This is a genomic window from Xanthobacter sp. SG618, from assembly GCF_012932745.1.
Lineage (GTDB): Bacteria > Pseudomonadota > Alphaproteobacteria > Rhizobiales > Xanthobacteraceae > Xanthobacter > Xanthobacter flavus.
In genome coordinates, this window is record NZ_JABBHL010000001.1 from 654,594 (window position 1) to 679,164 (window position 24,571).

Genomic DNA, 24,571 nt, shown 5'->3' on the forward strand with positions numbered 1-24,571 from the left:
CCATGAGCGGGCGCCGTGGATTGTCGGATGAGGATCTCGCCCATCTGCTGGGCGAGATGCGTGCGGGCACGGCGGCGCCGGCGCCCGCTCTCTCACCCGCCTTCGTCGACCGGGACGGGCTGCTCTCGTTCGAGAACCTGCCGCGCTACAAGGAGCTGACGGCGCAGCAGGCGGCGGCCGACATGCTGGGGCTGAAGAACCCCTATCACCGGCTGCACGAAGGCCGGTCCGGGGCCACCGCGCGCATCGACGGGCGCGAGGTCGTCAACTTCGCGAGCTACGATTATCTCGGCCTCAATGGTGACCCGCGCATCACCCGCGCCGTCACCGCCGCGGTCGAGACATGGGGCACAAGCGTCTCCGGCAGCCGCCTGTCGTCGGGCGAGCGGCCGGCGCATGTGGCGCTGGAGCGGGCGCTGGCTGACGTCTACGGGGCGCAGGACGCTGTAGCCTTCGTGAGTGGCCACGCCACCGCCATCGCCGCCCTCCCGACGCTGATGGGCCCGAAGGATCTCGTCGTCACCGACGCCTTCATGCACAACAGCGTGGTGCTCGGCGCCCAGTATTCGCCCGCCACGCGCCGCACCTTCCCCCACAACGATCTCGATGCGCTGGAGACGATGCTCAGTCGCGAGCGCCACCGCTTCGAGCGGGTGCTGGTCGTCAGCGAGGGACTGTTCTCCATGGATGGCGACGGGCCGGACCTCGCCCGACTCGTCGCCTTGAAGGAGCGGTTCGGCTTCTGGCTGATGATCGACGACGCGCACGGCCTCGGCGTGCTGGGCGCGACGGGACGCGGCATCGCCGAGCATGCGGGCGTCGATCCGCGGGCCGTGGACATCTGGTTCGGCACGCTGTCCAAGTCGCTGGTGAGCTGCGGCGGCTACATCGCCGGGCCGGCGGCGATGGTGGGCTATCTCAAGGCCTTCGCGCCGGGCATGGTCTACAGCGTCGGCCTGCCGGTGCCGGTGGCGGAAGCCGCGCGCACGGCGCTGGGCCTGATGCTGGAAGAGCCGGAGCGCGTGCAGCGGCTTCAGGCCAACAGCCGTGCCTTCCGCGATGGCGCCGCCGCACTCGGCCTCGACGTAGGTCCATCCTGGGGCGCCGGCATCGTGCCGATCATGGTGGGCGAGACCATCAGGACCGTGATCCTCGCCCAGCGCCTGCTGGAGCGCGGCATCAACGCATTCCCGGTGCTGCCGCCGGGGGTGCCGGAACGCTCGGCGCGGCTGCGTTTCTTCCTCTCCGCGTCGCACCGGCCAGAGCAGATCGACGCGGCCCTGACGGCGCTGGCCGAGGAGGCCGGCGCGTTGGGACTGATCAAGGATCGACCGCGCTGAGCGCATCGAGCCACGCGGCGAAGGCGCGGTCCCAATCAAGAAGCGGACGCTCTGCCAGCGCCCCCGCGCGAAGGGCGTGGCGGGCCGCCGCGTCCTCCACCAATCGCGCCGTCCCATCGACGAAGCCGGGCGCATCCCCGGGCCTGAACAACAGACCGTTGACGCCGTGGCGCACCTGCCCGGGCAGGCCGCCGGCCTCAAGCGCAAGCACGGGAAGACCGCTCGCGAGGGCCTCGTAGACAGCTAAGCTGGCGTTCTCGAAGCGCGACAAGGTGGCGTAAAGATCGCTGTTGGCGAGAAGGGCGCCAATTTCCGCGCGTGGCACCGGCCCAGCGAGGAAGCCGCAGGGCAGCGCCGCGACCAGTTGCTCGACGTCCCCCCGCAGCGCGCCATCGCCCGCAACCACCACTGCCAGTGAGTCGCCCAGCCTCTCGGCGAGCGCCGGCAACACCTGTCGCCAGTCCGCCCACCCCTTGTCGGCAGTCAGCCGCCCGGCGATTAGCATCACGGAACGGCCATCGAGATCGGGGCGGCCCCAGCGCGCACTCCAGTAGCCGGGACGGTGCAGATCGGGATGGAAGTCCTGCGTATCCGTCCCATTGAACCGGCCGGCAAGGCCGTTCGCGAGGCCGAAACGTCGGAGCCGTGCAAGGCTGGCCGCGCTTGGGACAAGGGTGGCGTCGTAGCGATTGTAGAGCTGCGCCACCGCCCGCCAGACAACCGCGCGCAGCGGGGCATAAAGACCGTAACGGTTGCCGCCAGATCCGAGATAATCGGCGAAATTGGTGTGGAAGAAAGCGACCAGCGGCACGCGGTGGCGCCGCGCGAAGGCGCGGGCGGGAAGACGGCGCAGGCCTAGGGCGAGACGCTCGGGCTCGTCCACATGAATGAGGTCGGGTCGGAAACCGGCAAGCGCCCGGTCGATCTCGGCCGCAGCCTCAGGCACCACGTTGCGGTCCGAAGCCGCCGCGCCGAAGGGCACGCTCGGCAATGCCGCAAAGGTGACGGCCGGCGGCAGACCGGCGGGGCGGGTCCGGTCGGCAGAAGCGGGCGCCAGCAGCAGCACCTCGTCGCCCCGCGCCACCAGCCGGCGCACGCGGGCATCGACGCTGACGGTGACACCATCGAGCACCGGCAGCACGCCGGAGGCGAGGATGGCGATCCTCATGCCGGCCCCCTCAAGCGGGGACCGGCACGGTGTCTGCCGGTACGGCACCGAAAGCGCGGTACATGGCGAGAAGATCGAGCGCCATGTCGCGCTCGGTGCGCTCGTAGGAGGTCGTCCGGCTGAGGGCCGCAGCGAGGCCGGGCTCGTCCACGAAGCGTTGGAGCACCAGGGCCAGTGCCTCCGCGTCGCCGCGCGGGAAGGAGAAGCCGTTGACGCCCTCCTCCACGAACTCGGTCATGCCCGGCACGTCGGAGACCACCACCGGCGTGTGCGTGGCGAGGGCCTTCAGCAGGGTCAAAGGCGCATTCTCGAACCAGGTGGAGGGCATGACCAGCACATCCACCTCTGCCAGCAGGCCCGCCATCTCCGCTTCGGGAAAAGTGCCGCGGAACCGCGCCGGCAAGGGCGGAACCGTCTGCTCCGCCACCGCGCGCAGATCGCGAGCATAGGCCGGCGACAGGCTCTCAGACCCCCAGATATCGACCGTGAAGGCATCGCGCGGCAGTGCTCGCAACGCCTGGAGCAGCAGGTGCGGCCCCTTGTGATAGGCGAGCTGGCCGATGAAGCCGAAGCGCACCGGCCGGGCGGGCACGGCGGGCTTGGGCGCGCGGTCGATTTCGACGCCGAACGGCGAGCGGAACAGCGGCGGCCCCGCACCGTGCGCATCGAACAGCTCGGCAAGGAAGGCGCTGGGCGCAAAGGCCGCCCGGCAATGGGCGAAAGCGACGCGTAGCACCTGCGCCCGGTCGCGAACGGCCCGCGCGTCGCGGCCGAGCGAGAACGGCAGCACGGGTGCGAGCGTGGCGGCCGTCACGGCGGCAGCGGAACGGACGGCGGGCTGCGCCAGCGTCCGCCAGAATGCGCTGTCAGGCCGTTCGGCCGACCGCGCGAGCAGGCCGCAGGACAGGCAATTGCTGCGGATCGCATTGGGCCCGTGACACAGGCCGCCATCCGGCAGCTCCAGCCGGGTGGTGATGCAGAGATTGAAGAAGTCCGTGAGCGTCGCGAACGTCGGAATGCCCAGCCGCGCGGTCACACGCGGCAGGACGGCGGTGAAATTGGCGAGGTGACAGATGTGCACCACGTCCGGCGCGAGCGTGTGCAGGATGCGTTCGAGGAGTGGAGCAAGGCCGGGGTGGTCGTAGTCTTCGCGGGCCGAGTGGGAGGGCGTCCGGTTGCGGTCGATCCGCACCACGGGAATCCCCTCGACTTCGTAGCGTACGATCTCCTCCGCCTGCTCGGGCTCGCCGGCTGCCCGTGCGGTCACGACGGTGGGGGCGTGTCCCAGAGCCTTGAACTGACGCGCCAGAGCGAGCGTGTAGGCCTCGGTGCCGTAGACATGGTCCGGATAAAAGGCGTGCACGAACAGCGCGACGCGCAATGGCCGCAGGGAGAGTCTCGGAACATCCTGCGGCACGCCGCGCATCGAATCTCAACCTCCTGCGATGCCAACCACTGCCTTACTCTGCGTTGTGACAGCCGTGCAACCGACGTGAGATGACAACGTGTTGCGAGGTTGCAACCACGGCCTCTCCCACGCCGTGCTGCGCGACTTCAACGTGGCTGGCGCCGACTCGGCCGGGCTCTGCGGCCAGTCCTCACGCTGCGCGACGCACCTCACAAAGGTCGCCGCCGAAGCCGTTGCGAGCCGCCGGCCCCACGTCGATCACTATGGCGAGGATTACGACACACCCGACGGCACCTGCATCCAGGCCGAGCTCGGCTGGAAACCGCGGTTCGACGATCTCGAGATCATCGTCCGCTCGGCGCTGGACTGGGAAGAGGCTCTGGCGCGTCGGCAGCTTCAGCCGGCCTGAGGCCGCAAGCGCCCTTCCTAGCCGCGGACGACAGCCTCGCATAAGCTGCGACAGGCGCCATGGGCGCGCAGGCTGGATCGGGATCGGCATGTTCGACGCGGTAATCATCGGCGGCGGTCCGGCCGGGGCGTCATGCGCGCTCTGGCTGAAGATGCTCGGCTTCCGGCCCTGCATCGTCGAACGCCGGCCGGTGCTGGGCGGGCTCGGCAACGACAATCCCTATCCCAACCAGTGGATCGCGCCCATCCGCGACAAGACCGGCATCGAGATCGCGGCCGAAGTCGACCGCCACATGCGCGACCACGATATCGTCTGCCGCACCGGCGAGGCGGTGACCGAGCTGGAGGTGGTGCCCGGCGGCTTCCGCATCACCACCGCCACCGGCGAGATGGTGATGGGGCGCGCCTGCGTCCTCGCCACCGGCGTGCGACCGGTGAAGGGCGGCTTCACCGCCTCCGACGAGGTCATCATCGGGCCGGGCCAGACCCTCTTCAACGCGGATTTCGAGGGTCGCTCGGTCGCCATCCTCGGTGGCGGCGACAATGCGTTCGAGAATTACATCTTCGTGCGCAAGCGCGGTGCCGCCCGCGTCACCCTCTTCGCCCGCACCATAAGGGCGCGTCGCGAGTTCCTGGAGAAGGTGCCACCGGCGGACGTGCGCATCGGCCCATATCCGGTGGAGCCGGATGTGCCGGCGGTGGCGGGCGAGCGGTTCGACCGTTTCCTCGTGCTCTACGGCTGGGAGCCCTATCTGCCCTACGCGCGCCACCTCGGCCTCGCGCGGGATGCGCGCGGCTTCGTCGAGACCAGCCTCGATTGCGAAACCTCGGTCCCCAACCTCTATGCAATCGGCGAGATCGCGCAGCGGATGCATCCGTGCTGCGTCACCTCCATGGCCGACGGGGTGGTGGCCGCCAAGGCCATCCAGCGCACGCTGGAGCAGGACGCCGTGGCCCGCTTCGCCGAACGCGTCCGCCGCGCCGCAGCGGAGGCGGCACCGACATCCGTGCACAAGCCGCGCATCAAATAGCGCGCTGCCACTTCAGCGCAGAGCCGCGCGTGCCTTCCCTGCGAGGGAGAGCCGTTCGCGTGCGCCCGCCAAGGCAAGCGGCGATAAACCCGGCGGCGCGAGGGCGGCGGCGATTTCGGGCCGGCGCAGCAGCGCGGCGGACGCCTCATAGGCCGCACCGACCGACGCGAGCATGGGCGCCTGCGTCACGTCCGCCACCACACAAGCTGGCCGCGGGGAGAAGACGACGATCCGGTCCGCGAGGCGCACCGCCTCGGTCACGTCGTGGGTGACGAACAGCACCGCCGCACCCGCGCCCCCCACCTCGGCCCGCAGCAGCGCCTGGAGATCGTGGCGCAGACCCACGTCGAGGGCGGAGAACGGCTCGTCCATCAGCACCAGATCCGGCGAAAGGGCGAAAGCGCGAGCGATGGCGACGCGCTGCATCATGCCGCCCGAGAGCTGGGACGGGCGCTTATCCAGATCCCCCGCCGAAAAGCCGAGGCGCAGCAGGATCGCCTCGGCGATGGCGCGGCGCTCGGCCTTGCCCATTCCCCCAGCCTTGAGGCCGAAGGCGGCATTGTCGCGCGCATCCGCCCAGGGCAGCAGGCGCGGGTCCTGAAACACCATGGCCACGCGGCGAAAGCCGTTCTCGACCCGCCCCGAGGTCGCCCGTTCGATCCCCGCGGCGATGCGCAGGAGGCTGGTCTTGCCGCAGCCCGACGGCCCCAGCAGCACCACCAGTTCGCCCGCGCCGATATGAAGGTCGATCCCGGCGATGATCTCGGCCGCGCCGAACCGCAGCCTCAGGCCGCTCAGGGACAGCATTCTCATGCCTCCGCCGAGAAGGGCGCGGGCGCACCCCTCTCGGCGCGCCGACGCCGGAGGGGCGCAAGCAGCAGGGCGTCGGCGAGGATCAGCACCGCGATCGCTAGCACGATCCACGCCATGGTTTCCGGCAGGTCGAAATGGGAGCGCGCAGTGGCGATGCCGCCGCCCACGCCGTCCGCGCCGCTGAGCACCTCGGCCATCACTGCCACCTTGAAGGAGAAGGCGAGCGCGGTGGCGAGCGCGGGAATGAGAAAGTCCGCCAGCGCGGGCAGGACGAGATCGGTGAAGCGCATGAAAGCGGGTGCGCGATAGAGCTGCGCCATCTCGGCGAGCGCGCGGTCGCGGCTGCGCACGCCCTGCAGCGTGGCGATGAAGAGGATGGGTGCGGCAGTGATGGCGACCGTGAAGGTCGCGGCGCCACCGCCGGGACCGAACCAGAGCAGCGCCAGCACCACCCAGGCGATGGGCGGCGTGCCGAGAAGCGCGGTGAAGACAGGATAGGACATGGCCCCCACCGGCAGCGCCAGCCCGCCCGCCACGCCAAGCAGGAAGCCGGCCGCGCCCCCCGCGGCGCAGCCGGCCAGAGCGTGTACCAGCGTCGCCAGCAGAGCCGGCCCCGCCTTTCCGGTGGCGACGAGCCGCACGACGGCCTCCCCTGTCTCCGCAAGGCTCGGCAGCACGAACGGCCCGAAGGCCACCGCCCCCCATTGCCACGCGCCGGCCAGAGCCAAGAGCCCCGCCATCCCCCAGATCGCGGACCGGAGCGCGGGGGAGAGCTGGCGCGCGTGAACCGCCATGGCGGCGCTCAGAAGTCGAGATAGAAGCTGTCGGGCGGCAGCTTTCCGGCCAGCGCCTCCGGCTGGAAGGAGAGCAGCGTCTCGTAGAAGGCGACGAGGCCCGGCTTCAGCTTCGCCGCCGGCTCCGCAACCACATTGAAATGCGAGAGCGCGCTGGCGAGGATGGGCGCCTTCATGTCCATCTTCTCTTGGCCCAGCTGGCCGGCGGCAGCGGGATCGGACAGCACCCAGTCGCGCGCGCCGGGCAGGCCGGCGGCCATGGCCTTGAGCAGCTCGGGGCTTTCCTCGATCAGCCGCTCGTGCACGGCGATGCCGGCCATGGGCAGGCCGAGGCCGCCATGCTGCTTCTTCCAGTCGTCCTGAAGGCTGATGGCACGGTTCAGGGTGCGGCCCTCCTTCTTCGCCATCATGATGGCGGCGGTGGCCGGCGGCTCGGAGAGGATGGCCGTGGTGGCGCGCCCGGCGGCGAGCATCTGCGCCGCCTCCATGGGGGTGCGCACATAGGTGATGGTCATGTCCTTGTCCGGGTCCATGCCGTAGCCGCGGGCGATGGAGCGGAAGACGAGGTCGGGCATGTCGTTCTTGAAGAAGCCCACCAGCTCCTTGCCGGCGAGATCCTTGAACGAGGTGATGCTCGCGTCGGACGAGATGACGAACAGATGGCCCATGGAGAGGATGGCGAACAGCTTCAGCGGCAGGCCGCGATTGGCGAGGTTCGCCGGGACATGGGTCGGTGTCGTGAACAGGCTGGTGCGGCCGGAGACGATGGCCGCGCGCAATTCGTCCGTGTCGCGCCACAGGCGGAAGGTGGCGTCGGGCGCGCTCGCATTGAGGGCACCGGACTGGAGAAGGCGCAGCAGCACGATGGTGGAGCCGTTCGGCGCGCCGAGAATTTCCAGCCCCTTCGCCGGGGCGGCCAGCGCCGAAGTGAGCGGCGCGGCGCATGCGCTGGCCGTCGCGGCGGCGATGGCGCCCAACATGCGGCGCCGGTTGAGCAACACGGTCATGTCCAATTCCCCGGCAGAAAAAGCCGGCGCGGCCGGCAAAGCTATATCCATTTCAATATAACAATTTCGCTTCCGGACAAAGCCGGGATGGCTGCGGCGGAACGGCCGCGGATGGGCGCCGCAGGCGGACGACAAGAGCGGCGGGAAGCCGGGAGGGTTGCTTTCGCGCCACAATGCGCGCCCGCGTCCCTCAAGAGGCGCCGAAGCCCTTGGCCGCGCACGGCCGGCCGGGCAAGATCAGGCGAAATGGACCGCGGGGGGCGGCACAAGGGGGCGCGGATGGGTGGGCAGATCGGGCTGGGGTTCAGCTCAAACATCAGGTTGGCGGGACTGCGTGCGGCGACCATCGTCGCCGGGCTCGCCGCCCTCCTCCTCGCGCTTGCCGCGCCGGCCGGCGCGCAGACGCTGGACCGCCTTGCAAAGGGCGACCCCTTCCGCATCGGCTATCGCCAGTTCGCCCCGCCCTATTCATATGCCGCCAGCAACGGCCAGCCGGCGGGCTACATCGTGGATCTCTGCCGCGAGGTGGCAGATGCGCTCAAGCGCTCCCTCAAGCTGCCCAACCTGCCGGTGGAATACGTGAAGGTCTCGGCCGAGGACCGCTTCGAGGCGGTGCGTGACGGTCGCATCGACATCCTGTGCGAGCCCACCTCCATGACTATGTCGCGGCGGGCACTGGTTGATTTCTCGCTGCCCACCTTCCTGGACGGCGCCGGCGTCGTCACGCGCGGTCCGGCGGTGAAGGGGCTGGAAGAGCTGCGGGCCAAGAAGGTCGGCGTGCTGAAGGGCACCACGACCGAGGAGACGCTGCGCTCGACCCTCGCGCAGATGGGCATCGCCGCCACCATCGTCACCGTCACCGACCATCCGGACGGCCTGAAGCAATTGGCCGAAGGCAAGCTCGACGCCTATTTCGGCGACCGCGGCATCCTCAACTACCTGATCGCCAACACGCCGTTCGGCAGCCGCCTCAGCCTCTCGGACCAGTATTTCACCTTCGAAACCTATGCGCTGGGCCTGCCGCGCGGCGATCAGGCGTTCCGCCTTCTGGTGGACACCACCCTCGCCGACCTCTACCGGACTGACCGCATCCGCGACATCTATGCCAAGAGTTTCGGCAAGTTCCCGCCGGACCAGTTCCTGAACGCGCTCTTCGTCATAAACGGCGTGCCGAAATAGACAGGGCTTTCCTCGAAGGCATATTTGTTGCTTATCGCTAGGGCCTGAGGACGCGGCAGATGCGCCGCGCCCGCCCGATCGGAGCGCGCCATGGCTCATGTCCATCGCATCGGAGCGAAGTCCTTCGTCTTTTCCGACCTCAAGGACCTGATGGCCAAGGCGACCCCGCCGCGCTCGGGCGACATGCTCGCCGGCATCGCCGCCGCCACGGCGGAGGAGAATGTGGCGGCGCGCATGTGCCTCGCCGACCTGCCCCTGAAGGCCTTCCTCGCCGAGCCGCTGGTGCCCTATGAAGGGGACGAGGTGACGCGGCTCATCCTCGACAGCCACGACGGCGCGGCCTTCGCGCCGGTTTCGGCCATGACGGTGGGCGACTTCCGCGACTTCCTGCTCTCCCCCGCCGCAACGCCGGAGGTTCTGGCGGCCCTCGCGCCCGGCCTGATGCCCGAGATGGCGGCGGCGGTCTCCAAGATCATGCGCAATCAGGATCTGATCCTCGCCGCCCGCAAGTGCCGGGTGGTGACGCGCTTCCGCAACACCATCGGCCTGTCCGGCACCATGGCGGTACGCCTGCAGCCCAACCACCCCACCGACGACGCGGCCGGCGTCTCCGCCGCCATTCTCGACGGCCTGCTCTATGGCTGCGGCGATGCGGTGATCGGCATCAATCCCGCCTCCGACAGCGTGCCAGTGATCGACCGCCTGCTGAAGCTGATGGACGAGATCATCTCGCGCTTCGAGATTCCCACCCAGAGCTGCGTGCTGACCCACATCACGACCGCGATCGCGCTGATGGATCGGGGCGCGCCGGTGGACCTCGTGTTCCAGTCCATCGCCGGCACGGAGGGGGCGAACCGCTCCTTCGGCATCGACCTGAAACTGCTCGCAGAAGGCACCGATGCGGCCCGCAGCCTCAAGCGCGGCACAGTGGGGCAGAACGCCATGTATTTCGAGACCGGCCAGGGCTCGGCCCTCTCGGCCGGCGCGCACCACGGGGTGGACCAGCAGACGCTGGAAGCCCGCGCCTATGGCGTCGCCCGCGCCTTCGATCCGCTGCTGGTGAACACGGTGGTGGGCTTCATCGGCCCGGAATATCTCTATGACGGCAAGCAGATCATCCGCGCCGGCCTGGAGGATCATTTCTGCGGCAAGCTGCTCGGCGTGCCGCTGGGGGTGGACGTCTGCTACACCAACCATGCCGAGGCCGATCAGGACGACATGGACACCCTGCTCACTTTGCTCGGGGCGGCGGGCGTCACCTACATCATGGGCATTCCCGGTGCGGACGACGTGATGCTGAACTATCAGTCCACCTCGTTCCACGATGCGCTTTATATCCGCGAGGTGCTGGGGCTGAAGCGGGCGCCGGAGTTCGAGGCGTGGCTGGAGAAGATGGACATCACCGGCACGGACGGGCGCCTGCTGCCGGCCGACGCCCGCCATCCCCTGCTTGGCTATGTGGCGGAGCGCGCCGCATGATCGCGCGCGATCCCTGGTCGAAGCTCTCCCGCCACACCCCGGCCCGCATCGCTCTGGGCCGCACGGGTGCGAGCCTGCCCACCGAGGAAGTGCTGCGCTTCGCCCTCGCCCATGCCCAGGCGCGCGATGCCGTGCACACGCCGTTCGATGCGGCGCGGGTGGAAGAGGAGGTGCGCGGCCTCGGCTTTTCCACCCTGCGCGCCGAAAGCGCGGCGCAGGCGCGCGACGTCTATCTGCGCCGGCCGGACCTGGGACGGCGGCTCTCGGACGAAAGCCGCGCCCGCCTCGCGCAGGCGGCGCGCGAGCCGGTGGACCTTGTGCTGGTGGTGGCGGATGGTCTCTCCTCCGCCGCCGTCCTCGCCCACACGCTCCCCTTCCTCGCGGCGTTGAAGGCGCGCATCACTGACGCCGGCTGGACCACCGCCCCCGTCGTCATCGCCTCGCAGGCGCGGGTGGCGCTCGGCGACGAGGTGGGGCACCTGCTCAAGGCGCGCGCCGTGGCGCTGCTGGTGGGCGAGAGGCCCGGCCTCTCCTCGCCGGACAGCCTCGGCCTCTACCTCACTTACAATCCCAAGCCCGGCCGATCGGACGCGGAGCGCAATTGCATCTCTAACGTGCGTCCGGAGGGTCTTGCCTACGATCTGGCTGCCTTCAAGCTCGCCTGGCACATTCGCGAGGCATTCGCCCGCCAGATCACCGGCGTCGAATTGAAGGACGAGAGCGATCTCCTGCTCGAAACCGGCCTGCCGCCGCTGCATCTGGGTGCGCGCTGACGGTTTTTGCCCTCACCCTTAGGGAATGGCAACAAAGTTGCCTGTAGGGCAAGCGCGCCGGACCTTACTCTGGTGCTATCGGAGGGCTGGGCATGGCCGAGGGCAGCAAATCCGGCGTTACCTACACCACGGTTGATATTTCCTATTTCGAGCAGCGGGCCCTGAAGCGGCACGCCCGCGTCTGGTCGCTCTGGGCGCTGGGCGTGGGGGCGGTCATCTCCGGCCATTTCTCGGGCTGGAACCTCGGCATTGCCTCGGGCGGCTGGGGCGGCATGTTCATCGCCGCCGTCATCATCGCCATCATGTATCTCGGCCTCACCTTCTCCATCGCGGAGATGTCGCCGGCCCTGCCCCACACGGGCGCCGCCTATTCCTTCGCCCGCACCACCATGGGCCCGTGGGGCGGCTTCGTCACCGGCCTGTGCGAGAATGTGGAATATGTCATCACCCCGGCGGTGGTGGTGTCCTTCATCGGCTCCTACATGGGCTCCATCTTCGGCACGCCGCCAGCGTTCCAGCCGGTCTACTGGATCTTCGGCTACATCATCTTCGTCGGCCTCAACATCGCCGGCGTGGAGCTCTCATTCCGCGTGACGCTGGTGGTGACGCTGGCGGCGCTGGCCTGCCTCGTCGCCTTCTGGGTCAGCGCCATTCCGGTGGCCAACTTCTCCCGCTGGGCGCTCAACATCGGCGTCGGGCCGGACGGCACGGCGGTGGAACTGCCCAATGGCGGCGGGCCGTTCCTGCCCTTCGGCATCGGCGGCGCGCTGGCCGCCCTGCCCTTCGCCGTCTGGCTGTTCCTCGCCATCGAGCAATTGCCGCTGGCGGCGGAGGAATCGGTGGACCCGAAGACGGACATGCCCAAGGGCATCATGCTGGGCATGGCGACGCTCATCGTCTCTGCCTTCATGATCCTCTGGCTCAATTCCTCGGTGGCCAATGGCTCCTTCGGCCTCTCCACCTCGCTGGAGCCGCTGCTGGACGGCTTCAAGGCCATCTATGGCGACGGGCTGGCGAAGCTTCTCGCGCTGGTGGCGGTGATCGGGCTGATCGCCTCGTTCCACACCATCATCTACGCCCAGGGCCGGCAGATCTATTCGCTGTCGCGGGCCGGCTACTTCCCGCGCGGCCTCTCCGTCACCCATGGCGGCCGCAAGACCCCGCATGTGGCCATGGTGGCCGGCGCGCTGGTCGGCCTCGTCATCATGCTCGGCATCTGGTTCGCGCTGGGAGCGGAAGCGGGCGCGGCGGCCATCGGCGGCACGCTGCTGAACATGGCGGTGTTCGGCGCCATGCTCTCCTACGTGATGCAGGCCATTTCCTTCATCCTGATGCGAAAGAACATGCCGCACATCGAACGGCCCTATAAGAGCCCGTTCGGCGTCCCCGGCGCGGTGGCGACCATCGTGATCGCGATCGTCACCATCTGGTTCCAGCTCTCCGACCCCATCTACCGCAATGGCGTGATCGGCGTGGCCATCTGGTTCGCGGCCGGCATCGCCTATTTCGGCATCTGGGGCCGGCACAAGCTGGTGCTGTCACCGGAGGAGGAATTCGCCCTCTCCAAGGGCACGGCCGAATACAAGAGCTACTGAGGGGGCCGCGGTCCGCCTTTCCCGGCGGACCGCATTGCCCGGATCAGACCACCGACACCACGCGGAAGGTGTGCATCTCGTCGTCCTCATGGACGGAGACATACTCGCCCACCTCGAACCGCTCATCGCCGAAGCGGTAGCCGGCCTCGTCATCGTCGGTACCGGAAATGTCATAGCGGAACGCCCAGCTACCGCCTGGCCGGCGCACCAGGTGGCCCACCTCGTCGGCCTCGTCCGGGCGGAACTTCACCACCCGGCAGCTGTCGCGATGCTTGGCCCACTCCGCCGCATCGATGTGGCCGGCGCTGTCGAGGGGCGCCACGAAGCTGTAGCCGTGATTGCGCGCGCCGTCCGGATGCCCCTTCTCACGGGCAAGCTCCATGCGGATCTGACGGAAGCCGTGCGGCAACTGGGTCATGCTTTTTTCTCCCCGACCTTGCGGCCTGTGGCTCCGTCCCGAGCGCGGACATCACGATGCGTTGACGGAAGCCTGTTTCGCCCTTCGCCGGGCCGGCGCAACCATAGGCAGCGGGCCGGCGGAGTGCGATGATGATGTCGCCCGAGGGGCGACGCGTGGAAATGTGATTTTCCCCGATCCGGCGCGCAAGGCATTTGACCTTCCGCAACGCCGAAGTCTCACATCCGTGAAACGGTAATTCCAGTGGGCGCTGGGGGAGTGCTCAGGTCCGGGGGTCATCGACAGACGGGAGAATTGGACATGAACGACTCGGTGATGTTCCAGGGTCTCGCCCGCGCGCTGTCGCCCGCCACGCCGCCCATGGCTTGGCCGGTGACCGCATGGAAGAACCTGTTCTTCGACTGCCCGGTCGCGGTCAGCACGCACCTGCAGCAGTTCGTCGGCCGGCAGGTGCAGGAGCAGGTGGAGCTTCTCGGCCAGCTCTCGCGCGAGCAGAACCCGTCTGCCTTCGTCACCCGCGAGGCGGCGTTCCTGCAGCAATCGGCGCTCGCCTGGAGCACCGAACTGGTCGCGGTCGCCGAGATTGTCCAGTCCAAGCTGCTGAACGCCACGCAGGCGGAGCAGCCGGAAGACCAGCCGCCGTTCGCCAAGGCGGCGTGAGACGGTTCGCGCAGGCTTGAGACACCGCCATCCGCGGCTGCCGTCGCGGATCGAGGTGAGGTCGCCGCGGCCGGCGGTCGCGGCGGAGCCTGCGGCGTCTCGCCCGCGCGGATTGCCCCGGCGGCGCCGTAGCGCCATGGTGGGACCGAAGCGTTCTGAATCGGTCGCCCCCTGTGCTTATCGTTGAAATCCCGTATCGCGACCCGTTCGCCGCGTTCCAGGCCTTCGCCGACGCTCCCCAATGCGCCTTCCTCGACAGCGCGGCGGACAGCGACGTGCGGGCGCGCTGGTCCTATATCGGCGCGGATCCCTATGCCTTCATCACCTCCGGCGCCGACGGCGTCCGGCTGAACGGCGATCTTGTGCCCGGCACGCCGTTCGATGTGCTGGCGCGTGCGCTCAATCCCGGCGACCTGCCGCCGTGTCTCGGCCCCTCCTCCGCGCCTGTGCCGTTCCTCGGCGGCGCCATGGGCTATCTCGGCTATGAGCTGGGCCGGCATCTGGAGCGCCTGCCGCCGCCCCGGCCGGCGACGCCCTCCGTGCCTGAGATGGCCATGGGCCTCTACGACGCCATCCTCGCCTTCGACGGGCTGGAGAAGCGCGCCTTCATCGTCTCCAACGGCCGGCCCGAAACCGGAGATGCGGCCGAGGCCCGCGCCCAGCGCCGCGCACAGGAGCTGTTCGACCGGATCGCCACTGCGCCCGCCGTCGCGCCCGCTGCGGATTTCAGCCGCACCGGGACATTCGTGCCCGACCAGCCCCGCGCCGAGGTGGAGGCCGCCGTCGCGCGGGTGATCGAATACATCCGCGCCGGCGACATCTTCCAGGCCAACCTCACGCACCAGATGCGGGCGAAGGTGCCGGAGGGCCTCACCGACCTTGCCCTCTACACCCGCCTGCGTGCGCTCAGCCCCTCCCCCTTCGCCGCCTTCCTGCGTGCGGGCGACGACCTCGCGGTGCTTTCCGCCTCCCCCGAGCGCTTCCTTTCCCTCTCCTCGGACGGGCGGGTCGAGACGCGCCCCATCAAGGGCACCCGCCGCCGCAGCGCCGATCCCGCGGAGGACAAGGCGCTCGCCGACGCGCTTCTCGCCTCGGTGAAGGACCGGGCGGAAAACCTGATGATCGTGGACCTGATGCGCAACGATCTCTCGCGCGTCTCCGAGGTGGGCAGCGTGAAGGTGCCGGTGCTGTGCGGGCTGGAGACCTTCGCCAGCGTCCATCACCTCGTGTCGGTCATCGACAGCCGGCTGAAGCCCGGCCTCGGCCCGGTGGACCTCCTGAAGGCCTGCTTTCCCGGCGGCTCCATCACCGGCGCGCCGAAGATCCGCGCCATGGAAATCATCCACGAGCTGGAGCCCACCCCGCGCGGCGTCTATTGCGGCTCGGTGGCGTGGATCGGCTTCGACGGGGCGATGGATTCCTCCATTGTCATCCGCACCATCACCCGCTCCGGCGACACGCTGCTGACCCAGGCGGGTGGCGGCATCGTCGCGGATTCCGATCCGGCGGACGAATATGAGGAGAGCCTCGTGAAGCTCTCACCCATGCTGCGCGCGCTTTCGGGAGAGGGCGCATGAAGCTGTTCCTCGGCACCGCGCTGGTGGAAGAGGCGGACGCGACCGTCTCCCCCTTCGATCGCGGCTTCACTCTGGGTGATGGACTGTTCGAGACGCTGCGGGTGAAGGCCGGCAAGGTGCTGCGCGTGGAGGCGCACCTCGCCCGCCTCGCTGCCGGGGCCGACGTGCTGGGCATGCCCCTGCCCGCCATCGATCTCACAGCAGCGCTGGCGCGAACCGCGGCGGCGAACGGACTGAGCGAAGGCGTGCTGCGCCTCACCCTCACCCGTGGCACCGGCCCACGCGGCGTGCTGCCGCCGGCCGAGCCGAAGCCCACTTTGGTCATCACCGCCGCCCCGCTCTCGCCGCCCTTGCCCGCCGCGCGTCTCGTGATCGCGCAAGGCACCCGCCGCAACGACCGCTCGCCGCTCGCGCAGGTGAAGTCGCTGAACTATCTCGACGGCATCCTCGCCCGGCAGGAAGCGGCGAGACGGGGCGCGGATGACGCCATCCTGCTCAACACGCGCGATAGCGTGGCCGAAACCTCCATCGCCAACCTGTTCGCGCTCATCGACGGGGTGCTAGTCACGCCGCCTTTGTCCGAGGGCGTCTTGCCCGGCGTGATGCGGGCAGAAGTGATCGCCGCCGGGGCGCAGGAACGGCCGCTGACGGCGGACGACCTCTCCTCGGCCGAGGAAATCCTGCTCACCTCGGCGCTCGGCATCCGCTCCGTCGCGACGTTGGAGGGACGCCCCCTCCCCTCCATAGCTGCCGCTGAACGCCTGCGCGGCCTGATCGAGGGCGCATGAGGTGCCGGCCATGAGACAGCCGGCCATGACCGCCTCGACGCTGGCCACCGCGCGCCTCACGCTGCGCCCCTGGCGCCCATCGGATCGCGATGATCTGTGGCGGATGCAGTCCGACCCGCGCACCATGGAATTCCTCATGCCGGTGCCCGACCGCACCGCGAGCGATGCGGTTGCGGATCGCGCCGAGGCGCATTTCGCCCGCCACGGCTTCGGCCTGTGGGTGGTGGAGGCGCCGGGCGTCGCCGATTTCGCCGGCTATTGCGGGCTGGTCCATGTGCCCTACACGGAGCACTTCACACCAGCGGTGGAGATCGGCTGGCGTTTCGATCCCGCCTATTGGGGCCGGGGCTATGCCACCGAAGCGGCGCGGGCGGCGCTGGACTTCGGGTTTGAAAAGCTGGGACTGGACGAGATCGTCGCCATCACCGTGCCGGCGAACCTTCGCTCGCGGGCGGTGATGGAACGGCTCGGCATGGTGCGCGACGAAAACGGGGATTTCGACCTGCCGTCGACGCCGCCGGGCCACCCGTTGCGGCGGCAGGTGCTCTATCGCCTCAGACGGTCAGAAGCGCGGGGCTGACCACCGCCGCCTCGATGAGATCGGCGGCATCCTTCACGCCGCGCCCCTGCGCCATTTCGGCCGCGATACGCCGCGCATTCTCGCGATAGCTCGGCTGTTCCAGCACCGCCCGGAGCGCCGCGGTGAGGCGCTTCTGGCTGGCGCGGCCGGCCGGAACCACCTCGGCAACACCCGCATAGGCGAGGCGCGCGGCCGTGGCCGGCTGCTCGAAGGCGATAGGCATGGCGACGAGCGGCACGCCCTCGGCCATGGCATCGAGCACCGTGTTCATCCCGCAATGGAGCACAGCCGCCGCACAGCGCTTCAGAACCTCCTGCTGGGGCACGAAGGCGCGCACCTCGGCGAGGTCGCTCAACCGACCAACCTCAGCCTGCGAGAGAAGACCACCATGGGCGATGAGCAGGCGCACGCCCACCTCCCGCGCCGCCAGCGCCACCTTGCGGAACAAGTCCGCCCGCGCCCCTTGCAGGGTGCCCAGCGAGCAGAAGACGAGAGGCTTGCCCTCCGCCTCCGGCAGCGGCGCAGTCGTGGCCGGGATGGCGGCGTCATCGCGCCATGGCGAGCCGTAATGGAAGGTGGCGGGCAGCTCGGTGCGGGGGAAATCCAGCCCCTTTGGCATCTGCGCCACGGTGAGCAGTGGCGAGAAGCCGCCATCGGCGAACGGATCGAGCCCGAACGCCGAGCCATGGCGCACCAGCACCTTGCGCATGGAGGACATGAGGAAATCGGTGACGCGATAACCGCCCTTGTTGCGAACGAGCGCCTTCTCCCCCGCCTCATAGGGCCAGGGCACGAAGGGCGGCGGCACGCCCACCTCGCGGTTGAGCAGCAGCGCCGTCGCGGTGGAGATCACCGGCAGGCCGAGATGGCGCGGCACCAGCGTGCCGGCGGCCTCCGTCTGGTCCGCAATCACCGCATCCGCTCCGATGTCGCGAAGCACACCGGGCAGATCACGGCACAGCATGTCCGTCTGCGCGGCGGTCGCGCGCAGGGTACCGAGAAGTCCGAACAGGCCCGTGGGCTTGGCGAGGCGGTTCACATAGGCGTCGAGGGCGCCAGCGGGATAATCGCGCGTGCCCACCGCAGCGAAGCCCGCGCCCTTGCCTTCCACCAGCCGCGCCGCATCCGCCATATGGACGAAGGTGACGCGATGGCCGCGCGCGCCAAGCTCGCGGGCGAGCACCAGCAAGGGGTTGTAGTGCCCCGGCAGCGGCGGGGCGACGACGGCGAAATGGGTCATCGCGGCCGTGTCCACAGATGCATCGGGCGCGGCGGCTGCGGGCCGCTGCGCCGGGTGGCGAGGGCGAGGCCGATGCCCTGCATGAGATAGCCGATCTTCTGCGCCTTGGTGGTGGAGACGCGCGCATCCCACGCCTTCGGCCCGCGCCGGCGCACTTCGGTGCCGATGGCGCGATAGACACAGCGCGCGGCGCCCACGGCGGCGGCGGCGCGGAACGGCAGGGCGCCCATGCCGATCACCGCCTGCTCGTAATAGGGCTCGGCCACATCCAGCAGCCGCGCGACGGCTGCCGCGACCTGGGGACGATGCTCCGGCGCGGCGATCCCGCCGTCCGGCACGCCTTCCATGAGAAGGAAGGTCTCCGGCACATAGATGCGGCCGATGCCGGCATCCTCGATCACGTCGCGGGAGATGTTGGTGAGCTGGAAGCCGAGGCCGAGGTCGCTCGCCCGGTCCAGCACCACCTCGTCCCGCGCGCCCATGATCAGCGCCATCATCACCCCCACCACGCCGGCCACGTGATAGCAGTAGGTGAGCGTGTCATCGAGGGTCTCGTAGCGGCGGTCTTCCACATCCATGCGGAAGCCTTCGAGCAGGTCGAGGGGATGGCGCTCGGGAATGTCGTTGCGGCGGACCACCTCTGCGAAGGCGGCGAAGGCGGGGTGGGACGAAGGGACACCGCGATAGGCCCGGCGCGTCTCCTCGAACAGGGCATCCAGCCGCTCGGCGGGCGTCTGCGCGCTCGCAATGCGGCCGTGGCCCAGCTCCTGCCCGTCCACCACGTCGTCGCAGTGGCGGCACCACGCATAGAGCATCACCGCGTCTTCGCGCATGCGCGGCGCGAACAGCCGGGCGGCGGCGGCGAAGCTCTTGGAACCCTTGGCGATGGCCTCCTCGCTCGCGCCCACCACGTCCGGAGCAGCGTCCGCCCCGCTCATGCTGGCGACCGGGCGGCGATGCCGAGATCTTCCAGGATGAGGCCGGCCGTCGCCTTGGCCGAGCCCACCACGCCGGGCACGCCCGCGCCCGGATGGGTACCGGCCCCTGCGAAATAGAGGTTGGCGATCTTGTCGTCGCGGTTGTGCGGGCGGAACCAGGCCGACTGCGTGAGGATCGGCTCCACTGAGAAGGCGGAACCGAGATGGGCGGAGAGTTCGTCCCGGAAGCCGAAGGGCGTCAGGATGCGCGTGGTGACGAGGCTTTCCTTCAGCCCCGGCAGCAGACGCTGCTCCAGATGGCCGAGGATGCGGTCGCGATACTTCGGCCCCTCCACCTCCCAGTCGATCTCCGCCTTGCCGAGATGCGGCACGGGGGAGAGCACGTAGAAGGCGGTGGAGCCCTCCGGCGCCAGCGACTTGTCGGTCACGGTCGGCGCGTGGAGATAGAGAGAGAAATCATCCGGCAGGCGCGGGCCCTTGAAGATCTCGTCCACGAGGCCGCGATAGCGCGGGCCGAACAGCACCGTGTGGTGCTGGAGATGGTCCCAAGTGCGGTTGGCGCCGAAATAGATGACGAACAGCGACATGGAATGCCGCTTGCGCGCGAGCTTGGCGCCTTCCGCCTTCCCGCGCGCGCTGTTGCGCATGAGGTGGGCGTAGGTGTGCACCACATCCGCATTGGAGGCGACGAGGTCGAACGGCCGCATCTCCCCGCCGACGCGCACGCCGGTGGCGCGGTCGCCTTCCACGACGATCTCATCGACCTTGGCCGAGAGGTGGATGGTACCGCCGAGGTCGGTGAACAGCTTCACCATGCCGCGCACCAGCGCGCCGGTGCCGCCGCGGGGGAAGAACACGCCCCATTTGCGCTCCAGCGCATGGATGAGGGCGTAGATGGAGGAGGTTGAGAAGGGATTTCCCCCCACCAGCAGCGAGTGGAAGGAGAACGCCTCCCGCAGGTGCTCGTCCTTTATGAAGCTCGACACCATGGAATAGACCGAGCGCCACGCCTGGAGCTTGGCCAGCTGCGGCCCGGCCTTCATCATGTCGGAGAAATTCAGGAACGGCACGGCTCCGAGCTTGAGGTAGCCCTCCTCGAACACTGCCTTAGAATAGGCGAAGAAGCGCCGGTAGCCTTCCACATCCGCCGGGTTGAAGGCGGCGATCTGGGCGTCGAGGGCGGTCTGCTCGTTCACATAGTCGAACTGCCGGCCGTCCGACCACAGCAGCCGGTAGAAGGGCGAGACCGAGATCAGGTCCACATAGTCGCTGAACCGCCGGCCGGCCGCCTCATAGACGTCTTCGAGGCAGGAGGGGTCTGTGATGACGGTGGGCCCGCCATCGAAGGTGAAGCCCTTGTCCTCGTAGACATAGGCCCGGCCGCCGGGCTTGTCCCGCTGCTCGAAGATGGTGGTGGCGATGCCGGCCGCCTGCAGGCGGATGGCGAGGGAGAGCCCGCCGAATCCGGACCCGATGACGGCGGCGCGGCGGGGAGACTTGGTGACGTCGAGCATTATCTGGGACCGATAGCGGATTTCGTCTCGGGGAGGCAGGAAAGGGCCTTCAGCACCGATACGGGCGGACGACCCGTAAGGATGCGTGCCTTGTCCTTGAACGTGAGGCGATCCCCGTAGAAGCGTTGGATCAGGTCCTCGGGCAAGCGGTAAAAGCGCTCGAGGATGGCATAGCGGCGATCCGGCGCGGCCGCGCGGAACAGCATCCGGTTAAGCAGCCGGAAGAACCCGCGGCTCTCCCAGCGTCGGGCCGCATGCTGGCGCACGAAGGCGGCGATCGCGGGGCCTGAGAGATCCGGCAGCTCGCTCACGAGGTCCGCGAGTTCCAACGCATCCGGCAAGGAATAGCCGGTGGTGGGATGGAACAGCGCGGCGCGCAGCCCGACCCGCGCGACACCCTGGGGCGCCTCGGCCAGGAAGGCGCCGATATCGCCGCCAAGGGCGATGGGCAGGACGCCTTCCTCTTCGCGCACCACGTGGTCGATCTCCCAGCCCTGGGTCCCGGCATAGGCGGCGAGGCGGCGGCGCAGGGTCTCGATGGGGAGCTCCGCGCCGCTGGAATAATAGGTATCCTCGATCAGCAGCGTCTGCGGGTCCAGCGGCAGCACATAGACAAAGCGATAGCCGTCAATCTGCTCCACCCGCGCATCCATGATGAAAGGCCGGTGCAAACCGTGCGGACGGGTGAGCTGCACCTCCTGGCCCAGGAACTTCTGGAAGCCGAGGTCAAGATGGCGCGACGAAACCGGCCCGCGCCCGTCGATCACCGCCCCCGCATCGATGCGCTCGCCGCCGGCGAGGACGACATGATCGGCCGCCACATGGGCCACCTTGGCGTTGAGCCGGATGGATGGATGGAGGCGCTCGTGCATCACCTGCGACATGCGTTCGGAGGTGATGGTGCCGTAATGGCCCTTGAGGATGCGGGAGTAGGCCGGAAAGTGCACGTCGTGCCCCATCCACACATGGGCGCGGAACGGGCTGAGGAAGGCGTGCTGCATGCGGCCGAAATCGCTGGAATGATAGGACCAGCTGTGGTTGCCGCCGACGCTTTCGCCGGCCTCCAGCAACAGCACCCGCACGCGGCTGCGCCGTTCGGCGATGCGGGCGGCGATCAGGCAATTGGCGAGCCCGGCACCGACGAAAACGATATCCATGCCCGCCCCGTTCCCTTGGGTTGCGCCTCCTGAAAGCCGAATAAAGGGCGTCCGGCCGCGTGTCACCCCCTGCGTCAGGATGGATGCGGCCTGGTGCCGCTGCGACTCGGTCTCACTTGCGGGTGGCTCGGTCGACACTTACCTCACGGGAGCACACTGCGCCGGCGAACAATCGCCAGACCCGCGTGACGCCGGATGGGCAGACGCCCGCACCGGCCCGGGAGAAGACATGAACGAACAACATTGGCCGAGACTCTCGCCCCTTTCGACGGGCGTGAGAGGCCGTTGCCCCCGCTGCGGCGAGGGCCACCTTTTCAATGGCTTCCTGACGATTGCCCCGGCCTGCGAGGTCTGCGGGCTCGATTATTCCTTCGCCGATCCGGCGGATGGGCCGGCCTTCTTCGTCATGTGCTTCGCCTGCGTGCCGGCGGTTCTGTTCGCCATCTGGCTGGAGGTGGCCTTCCAGGCGCCCTACTGGGTCCACCTCGTGACCACGCTGCCCCTCTTGCTGCTCACCTGCATCCCGCCCCTGCGGCCGTTGAAGGGCTGGCTGGTGGCGAGCCAGTATTACTACAAGGCCGAGGAAGGCCGCCGCGTCATCGCCCCGTCCGCCCCCGAGGGACGGACGGGCGCCTGATCGCCCTCAGCGTCCAAGCCCCATGGCATGGGGCAGCCAGAGGGTGAGGCCGGGAATGTAGGTGATCGCGAGCAGCGCGATCATCAACGGCACCAGCCAGGGCAGGATGGCCATGGTGGTGCGTTCCACCGAGAGCCGCGCCACCCGCGCCAGCACGAACAGCACCATGCCCAGCGGCGGGTGCAGCAGCCCGATCATCAGGTTCAGCGTCATGATGAGCCCGAAATGGATCGGGTCGATGCCGAGCTTGAGCACGATGGGCAGCAGGATCGGCACCAGGATCGTGATGGCCGCGATGGTGTCGATGAAGCAGCCCACGAACAGGATGAGCAGGTTGGCCAGCGCCAGGAACACCCACTTGTTCTGGGTGAAGCCAAGGATGGCGTCCGACAGCATCTGCGCCGCCTGGCTCGCCGTGAGCAGCCACGCGAAGATGGAGGCCGCGGTGACGATGAACAGCACCGAGGCCGTCGTCTCGATGGTGTCGAAGGTCGCTTTCGCCAGCGTCTTCAGCGTCATGGAGCGGTAGCGCACCAGCCCCAGGAACAGCGACCAGATCACCGCCGCCACCGCCGCCTCGGTGGGCGTGAACCAGCCGAGCGTCATGCCGCCGATGAGGATGACCGGCGTCATCAGCGCCATGACGGCGGAGAAGTCGAAATACCAGTCGAGGGCGATCAGCACCGCGAGGGCGATGAGGACGGCCTGATTGGTGGAGAGCCCAACCTCGATCATCACATAGACCGCCGCCGGGAAGGCCAGCACGATCACGACCTCGATGCTGGCCGAGAGCAGTTTCCGCCAGTTGAAGGCGGCATCGGAGCCCCAGCCGTTGCGGCGGGCGAAATAGGCGACCGTCGCCATCATCAGCAGCGTCATCACCACGCCGGGCACCACGCCACCGAGGAAGAGCGCGCCGATGGAGACGTTGGCCAGCATCCCGTAGATCACGAACGGCAGGCTGGGCGGAATGATCGGCCCCAGCGTCGCGGAGGCGGCGGTGACGCCCACCGAGAACTCGGTGGAATAGCCATGATCCTTCATGGCCTTGATCTCGATGGTGCCGAGCCCGGCCGCATCGGCGATGGCGGTGCCGGACATGCCGGAGAAGATCACCGAGCCGATGATGTTCACCTGGCCGAGGCCACCGCGCATCCAGCCCACCAGCGCTACCGCGAAGGCATAGATGCGCCCGGTGACGCCCGCGATGTTCATGAGGTTGCCGGCGAGGATGAAGAACGGCACCGCCAGGAGCGGAAAGCTCTCCACGCCGGCGATCATGCGCTGGGCGATGACCACGTCCGGCACGGTGCCGCTGACGAGGATGTAGACGAGCGATGCCCCGGCCATGGCGATGGCCACCGGCACGCCGCAGAGCATCAGGAAGAGGAACCCGCCGATGAGCAGCCACATGGCTCAGTCCCCCTTGTGATCGTAGGTGCCTTCGAACGCCTCTGGGCGTTCGAGCACGCTGTAGCCGCGGCGGATGTTGCCGATGGCGACCTGGACCGAGCGGATCAGCATCATCACGAAGCCGAACAGGACCGCGTAGTAGACGACGCTCTTCGGCGCATCGACCATCACCATGGGCTCGTCGCCGACGAGGGCGATGTAGCGCACCATCAGCCACACGCCGTAGGCGATGAAGCTGGTGCGCACGAGGTCCACGAACAGCGAGAGCACGTGCCCGGCCCGCTCCGGCAGGAAGCGGTAGATGAGGTCCACCTGGATGTGCCGGGAGAGCCGCACGCACATGGCCGCGCCGATGAACACCACCGCCACGAGGCAATAGGTGGCAAGCTCCTCGGTCCACGAGAAACTGTCGTTCAGCACGTAGCGGGTGAAGAACTGGGTGAAGACCAGCCCCGCCATGATCCAGAAGATGGCGAGGGTGATCCAGTCCTCGAAGGCGTAGCCGGAGAGATCCACCTCCTCCTGCTGCTCGAACGTATGGGCGAGTTCCTCGCCGGTGACGCGGGTGTGGACTTCTTGGGCCATGAAGGGGTCCGGGCTGAGGAAGAGGTGCGCGCGGAAATCAAGAAAGCGGAGCCCTGCCCGCCGCCGTCA

24 protein-coding genes are annotated in these 24,571 nt (G+C 68.7%); 12 read left to right on the forward strand and 12 right to left on the reverse strand.

Going from position 1 to position 24,571, the window contains the following annotated elements:
* Nucleotides 1-2: 2 nt before the first annotated feature.
* Nucleotides 3-1,340, forward strand: coding sequence for an aminotransferase class I/II-fold pyridoxal phosphate-dependent enzyme (locus FHT36_RS03080; RefSeq protein WP_169121029.1), 1,338 nt, complete (start codon nt 3-5; stop codon nt 1,338-1,340).
* On the opposite strand, the gene FHT36_RS03085 is transcribed toward FHT36_RS03080, so the two are convergent.
* Both FHT36_RS03085 and FHT36_RS03090 read right to left on the reverse strand, forming a co-directional pair.
* Nucleotides 1,321-2,508, reverse strand: a complete 1,188-nt coding sequence (locus tag FHT36_RS03085) for a glycosyltransferase (protein WP_169121030.1) — start codon at nt 2,506-2,508, stop codon at nt 1,321-1,323. The two genes, FHT36_RS03080 and FHT36_RS03085, sit on opposite strands and share 20 nt — an antisense overlap.
* A 10-nt stretch (nt 2,509-2,518) precedes the next feature.
* Nucleotides 2,519-3,934 carry a glycosyltransferase gene (locus FHT36_RS03090; RefSeq protein ID WP_210257540.1) on the reverse strand — a complete coding sequence of 472 codons (1,416 nt, stop codon included), beginning with the start codon at nt 3,932-3,934 and terminating at the stop codon, nt 2,519-2,521.
* A gap of 79 nt (nt 3,935-4,013) precedes the next feature.
* Here FHT36_RS03090 and FHT36_RS03095 point away from each other — a divergent pair, with 79 nt between their 5' ends.
* Both FHT36_RS03095 and FHT36_RS03100 read left to right on the forward strand, forming a co-directional pair.
* On the forward strand, nt 4,014-4,325 hold the full coding sequence (locus FHT36_RS03095) for a hypothetical protein (protein ID WP_169121031.1): 312 nt from the start codon (nt 4,014-4,016) through the stop codon (nt 4,323-4,325).
* 88 nt (nt 4,326-4,413) lie between these two features.
* Complete coding sequence (locus FHT36_RS03100) at nt 4,414-5,355, forward strand: NAD(P)/FAD-dependent oxidoreductase (RefSeq protein ID WP_169121032.1); 942 nt, start codon at nt 4,414-4,416, stop codon at nt 5,353-5,355.
* Between the two features lie 12 nt (nt 5,356-5,367).
* On the opposite strand, the gene FHT36_RS03105 is transcribed toward FHT36_RS03100, so the two are convergent.
* The 3 genes from FHT36_RS03105 to FHT36_RS03115 are packed head-to-tail and all read right to left on the reverse strand — an operon-like array spanning nt 5,368 to nt 7,969.
* Nucleotides 5,368-6,162 carry an ABC transporter ATP-binding protein gene (locus tag FHT36_RS03105; protein WP_169121033.1) on the reverse strand — a complete coding sequence of 265 codons (795 nt, stop codon included), beginning with the start codon at nt 6,160-6,162 and terminating at the stop codon, nt 5,368-5,370.
* Between the two features lie 2 nt (nt 6,163-6,164).
* Complete coding sequence (locus tag FHT36_RS03110; RefSeq protein ID WP_169121034.1) at nt 6,165-6,962, reverse strand: ABC transporter permease; 798 nt, start codon at nt 6,960-6,962, stop codon at nt 6,165-6,167.
* Nucleotides 6,963-6,970: 8 nt separating this feature from the next.
* The gene (locus FHT36_RS03115) at nt 6,971-7,969 is read right to left on the reverse strand and encodes an ABC transporter substrate-binding protein (protein WP_169121035.1); all 999 of its coding nucleotides are present in this window, start codon (nt 7,967-7,969) and stop codon (nt 6,971-6,973) included.
* A gap of 279 nt (nt 7,970-8,248) precedes the next feature.
* On the opposite strand from FHT36_RS03115, the gene FHT36_RS03120 reads away from it, so the two are divergent.
* The 4 genes from FHT36_RS03120 to FHT36_RS03135 all read left to right on the forward strand — a co-directional run bounded on the left by FHT36_RS03120 (nt 8,249) and on the right by FHT36_RS03135 (nt 12,995).
* The gene (locus tag FHT36_RS03120; RefSeq protein ID WP_169121036.1) at nt 8,249-9,148 is read left to right on the forward strand and encodes an amino acid ABC transporter substrate-binding protein; all 900 of its coding nucleotides are present in this window, start codon (nt 8,249-8,251) and stop codon (nt 9,146-9,148) included.
* Between the two features lie 90 nt (nt 9,149-9,238).
* Nucleotides 9,239-10,627, forward strand: a complete 1,389-nt coding sequence (locus FHT36_RS03125) for an ethanolamine ammonia-lyase subunit EutB (protein ID WP_169121037.1) — start codon at nt 9,239-9,241, stop codon at nt 10,625-10,627.
* Entirely contained in the window at nt 10,624-11,400 is a 777-nt protein-coding gene (gene eutC / locus FHT36_RS03130) for an ethanolamine ammonia-lyase subunit EutC (RefSeq protein WP_169121038.1), read from the forward strand. Before FHT36_RS03125 ends, eutC begins: the two co-directional genes overlap by 4 nt.
* Before the next feature lie 92 nt (nt 11,401-11,492).
* On the forward strand, nt 11,493-12,995 hold the full coding sequence (locus FHT36_RS03135) for an amino acid permease (RefSeq protein WP_169121039.1): 1,503 nt from the start codon (nt 11,493-11,495) through the stop codon (nt 12,993-12,995).
* A 43-nt stretch (nt 12,996-13,038) separates the two neighbouring features.
* Here the strand turns inward: FHT36_RS03135 and FHT36_RS03140 are convergent, their stop codons facing one another.
* A complete protein-coding gene (locus FHT36_RS03140; RefSeq protein ID WP_169121040.1) occupies nt 13,039-13,413 on the reverse strand; it encodes a hypothetical protein in 375 nt (124 codons plus the stop codon).
* 300 nt (nt 13,414-13,713) lie between these two features.
* On the opposite strand from FHT36_RS03140, the gene FHT36_RS03145 reads away from it, so the two are divergent.
* From FHT36_RS03145 to FHT36_RS03160, 4 genes are all read left to right on the forward strand, one after another.
* Nucleotides 13,714-14,073 (forward strand): hypothetical protein, encoded by a 360-nt coding sequence (locus FHT36_RS03145; protein ID WP_169121041.1) that lies wholly within the window; start codon nt 13,714-13,716, stop codon nt 14,071-14,073.
* A gap of 173 nt (nt 14,074-14,246) precedes the next feature.
* Nucleotides 14,247-15,650, forward strand: a complete 1,404-nt coding sequence (gene pabB, locus FHT36_RS03150; RefSeq protein ID WP_169121042.1) for an aminodeoxychorismate synthase component I — start codon at nt 14,247-14,249, stop codon at nt 15,648-15,650.
* A complete protein-coding gene (locus tag FHT36_RS03155; RefSeq protein ID WP_169121043.1) occupies nt 15,647-16,438 on the forward strand; it encodes an aminotransferase class IV in 792 nt (263 codons plus the stop codon). Before pabB ends, FHT36_RS03155 begins: the two co-directional genes overlap by 4 nt.
* Before the next feature lie 10 nt (nt 16,439-16,448).
* Entirely contained in the window at nt 16,449-17,018 is a 570-nt protein-coding gene (locus tag FHT36_RS03160; RefSeq protein WP_246701987.1) for a GNAT family N-acetyltransferase, read from the forward strand.
* Here FHT36_RS03160 and FHT36_RS03165 read toward each other — a convergent pair.
* From FHT36_RS03165 to crtY, 4 genes are read right to left on the reverse strand one after another with little or no spacing between them, the layout of a single operon-like run.
* The gene (locus tag FHT36_RS03165; protein WP_169121044.1) at nt 16,993-18,258 is read right to left on the reverse strand and encodes a glycosyltransferase; all 1,266 of its coding nucleotides are present in this window, start codon (nt 18,256-18,258) and stop codon (nt 16,993-16,995) included. The genes FHT36_RS03160 and FHT36_RS03165 overlap by 26 nt on opposite strands.
* Nucleotides 18,255-19,196 carry a phytoene/squalene synthase family protein gene (locus FHT36_RS03170; protein WP_169121045.1) on the reverse strand — a complete coding sequence of 314 codons (942 nt, stop codon included), beginning with the start codon at nt 19,194-19,196 and terminating at the stop codon, nt 18,255-18,257. The genes FHT36_RS03165 and FHT36_RS03170 overlap by 4 nt, the downstream gene beginning before the upstream one ends.
* Nucleotides 19,193-20,710: a phytoene desaturase gene (locus FHT36_RS03175; RefSeq protein WP_169121046.1), complete on the reverse strand. Its 1,518-nt coding sequence runs from the start codon at nt 20,708-20,710 to the stop codon at nt 19,193-19,195. The genes FHT36_RS03170 and FHT36_RS03175 overlap by 4 nt, the downstream gene beginning before the upstream one ends.
* A complete protein-coding gene (crtY, locus tag FHT36_RS03180) occupies nt 20,710-21,867 on the reverse strand; it encodes a lycopene beta-cyclase CrtY (RefSeq protein WP_169121047.1) in 1,158 nt (385 codons plus the stop codon). The genes FHT36_RS03175 and crtY overlap by 1 nt, the downstream gene beginning before the upstream one ends.
* A gap of 229 nt (nt 21,868-22,096) precedes the next feature.
* Here crtY and FHT36_RS03185 point away from each other — a divergent pair, with 229 nt between their 5' ends.
* A complete protein-coding gene (locus tag FHT36_RS03185) occupies nt 22,097-22,504 on the forward strand; it encodes a DUF983 domain-containing protein (protein WP_169121048.1) in 408 nt (135 codons plus the stop codon).
* Nucleotides 22,505-22,510: 6 nt separating this feature from the next.
* On the opposite strand, the gene FHT36_RS03190 is transcribed toward FHT36_RS03185, so the two are convergent.
* On the reverse strand, nt 22,511-23,917 hold the full coding sequence (locus tag FHT36_RS03190) for a TRAP transporter large permease (protein ID WP_169121049.1): 1,407 nt from the start codon (nt 23,915-23,917) through the stop codon (nt 22,511-22,513).
* A gap of 3 nt (nt 23,918-23,920) precedes the next feature.
* A complete protein-coding gene (locus FHT36_RS03195; protein WP_169121050.1) occupies nt 23,921-24,502 on the reverse strand; it encodes a TRAP transporter small permease in 582 nt (193 codons plus the stop codon).
* Between the last annotated feature and the right edge of the window lie 69 nt (nt 24,503-24,571).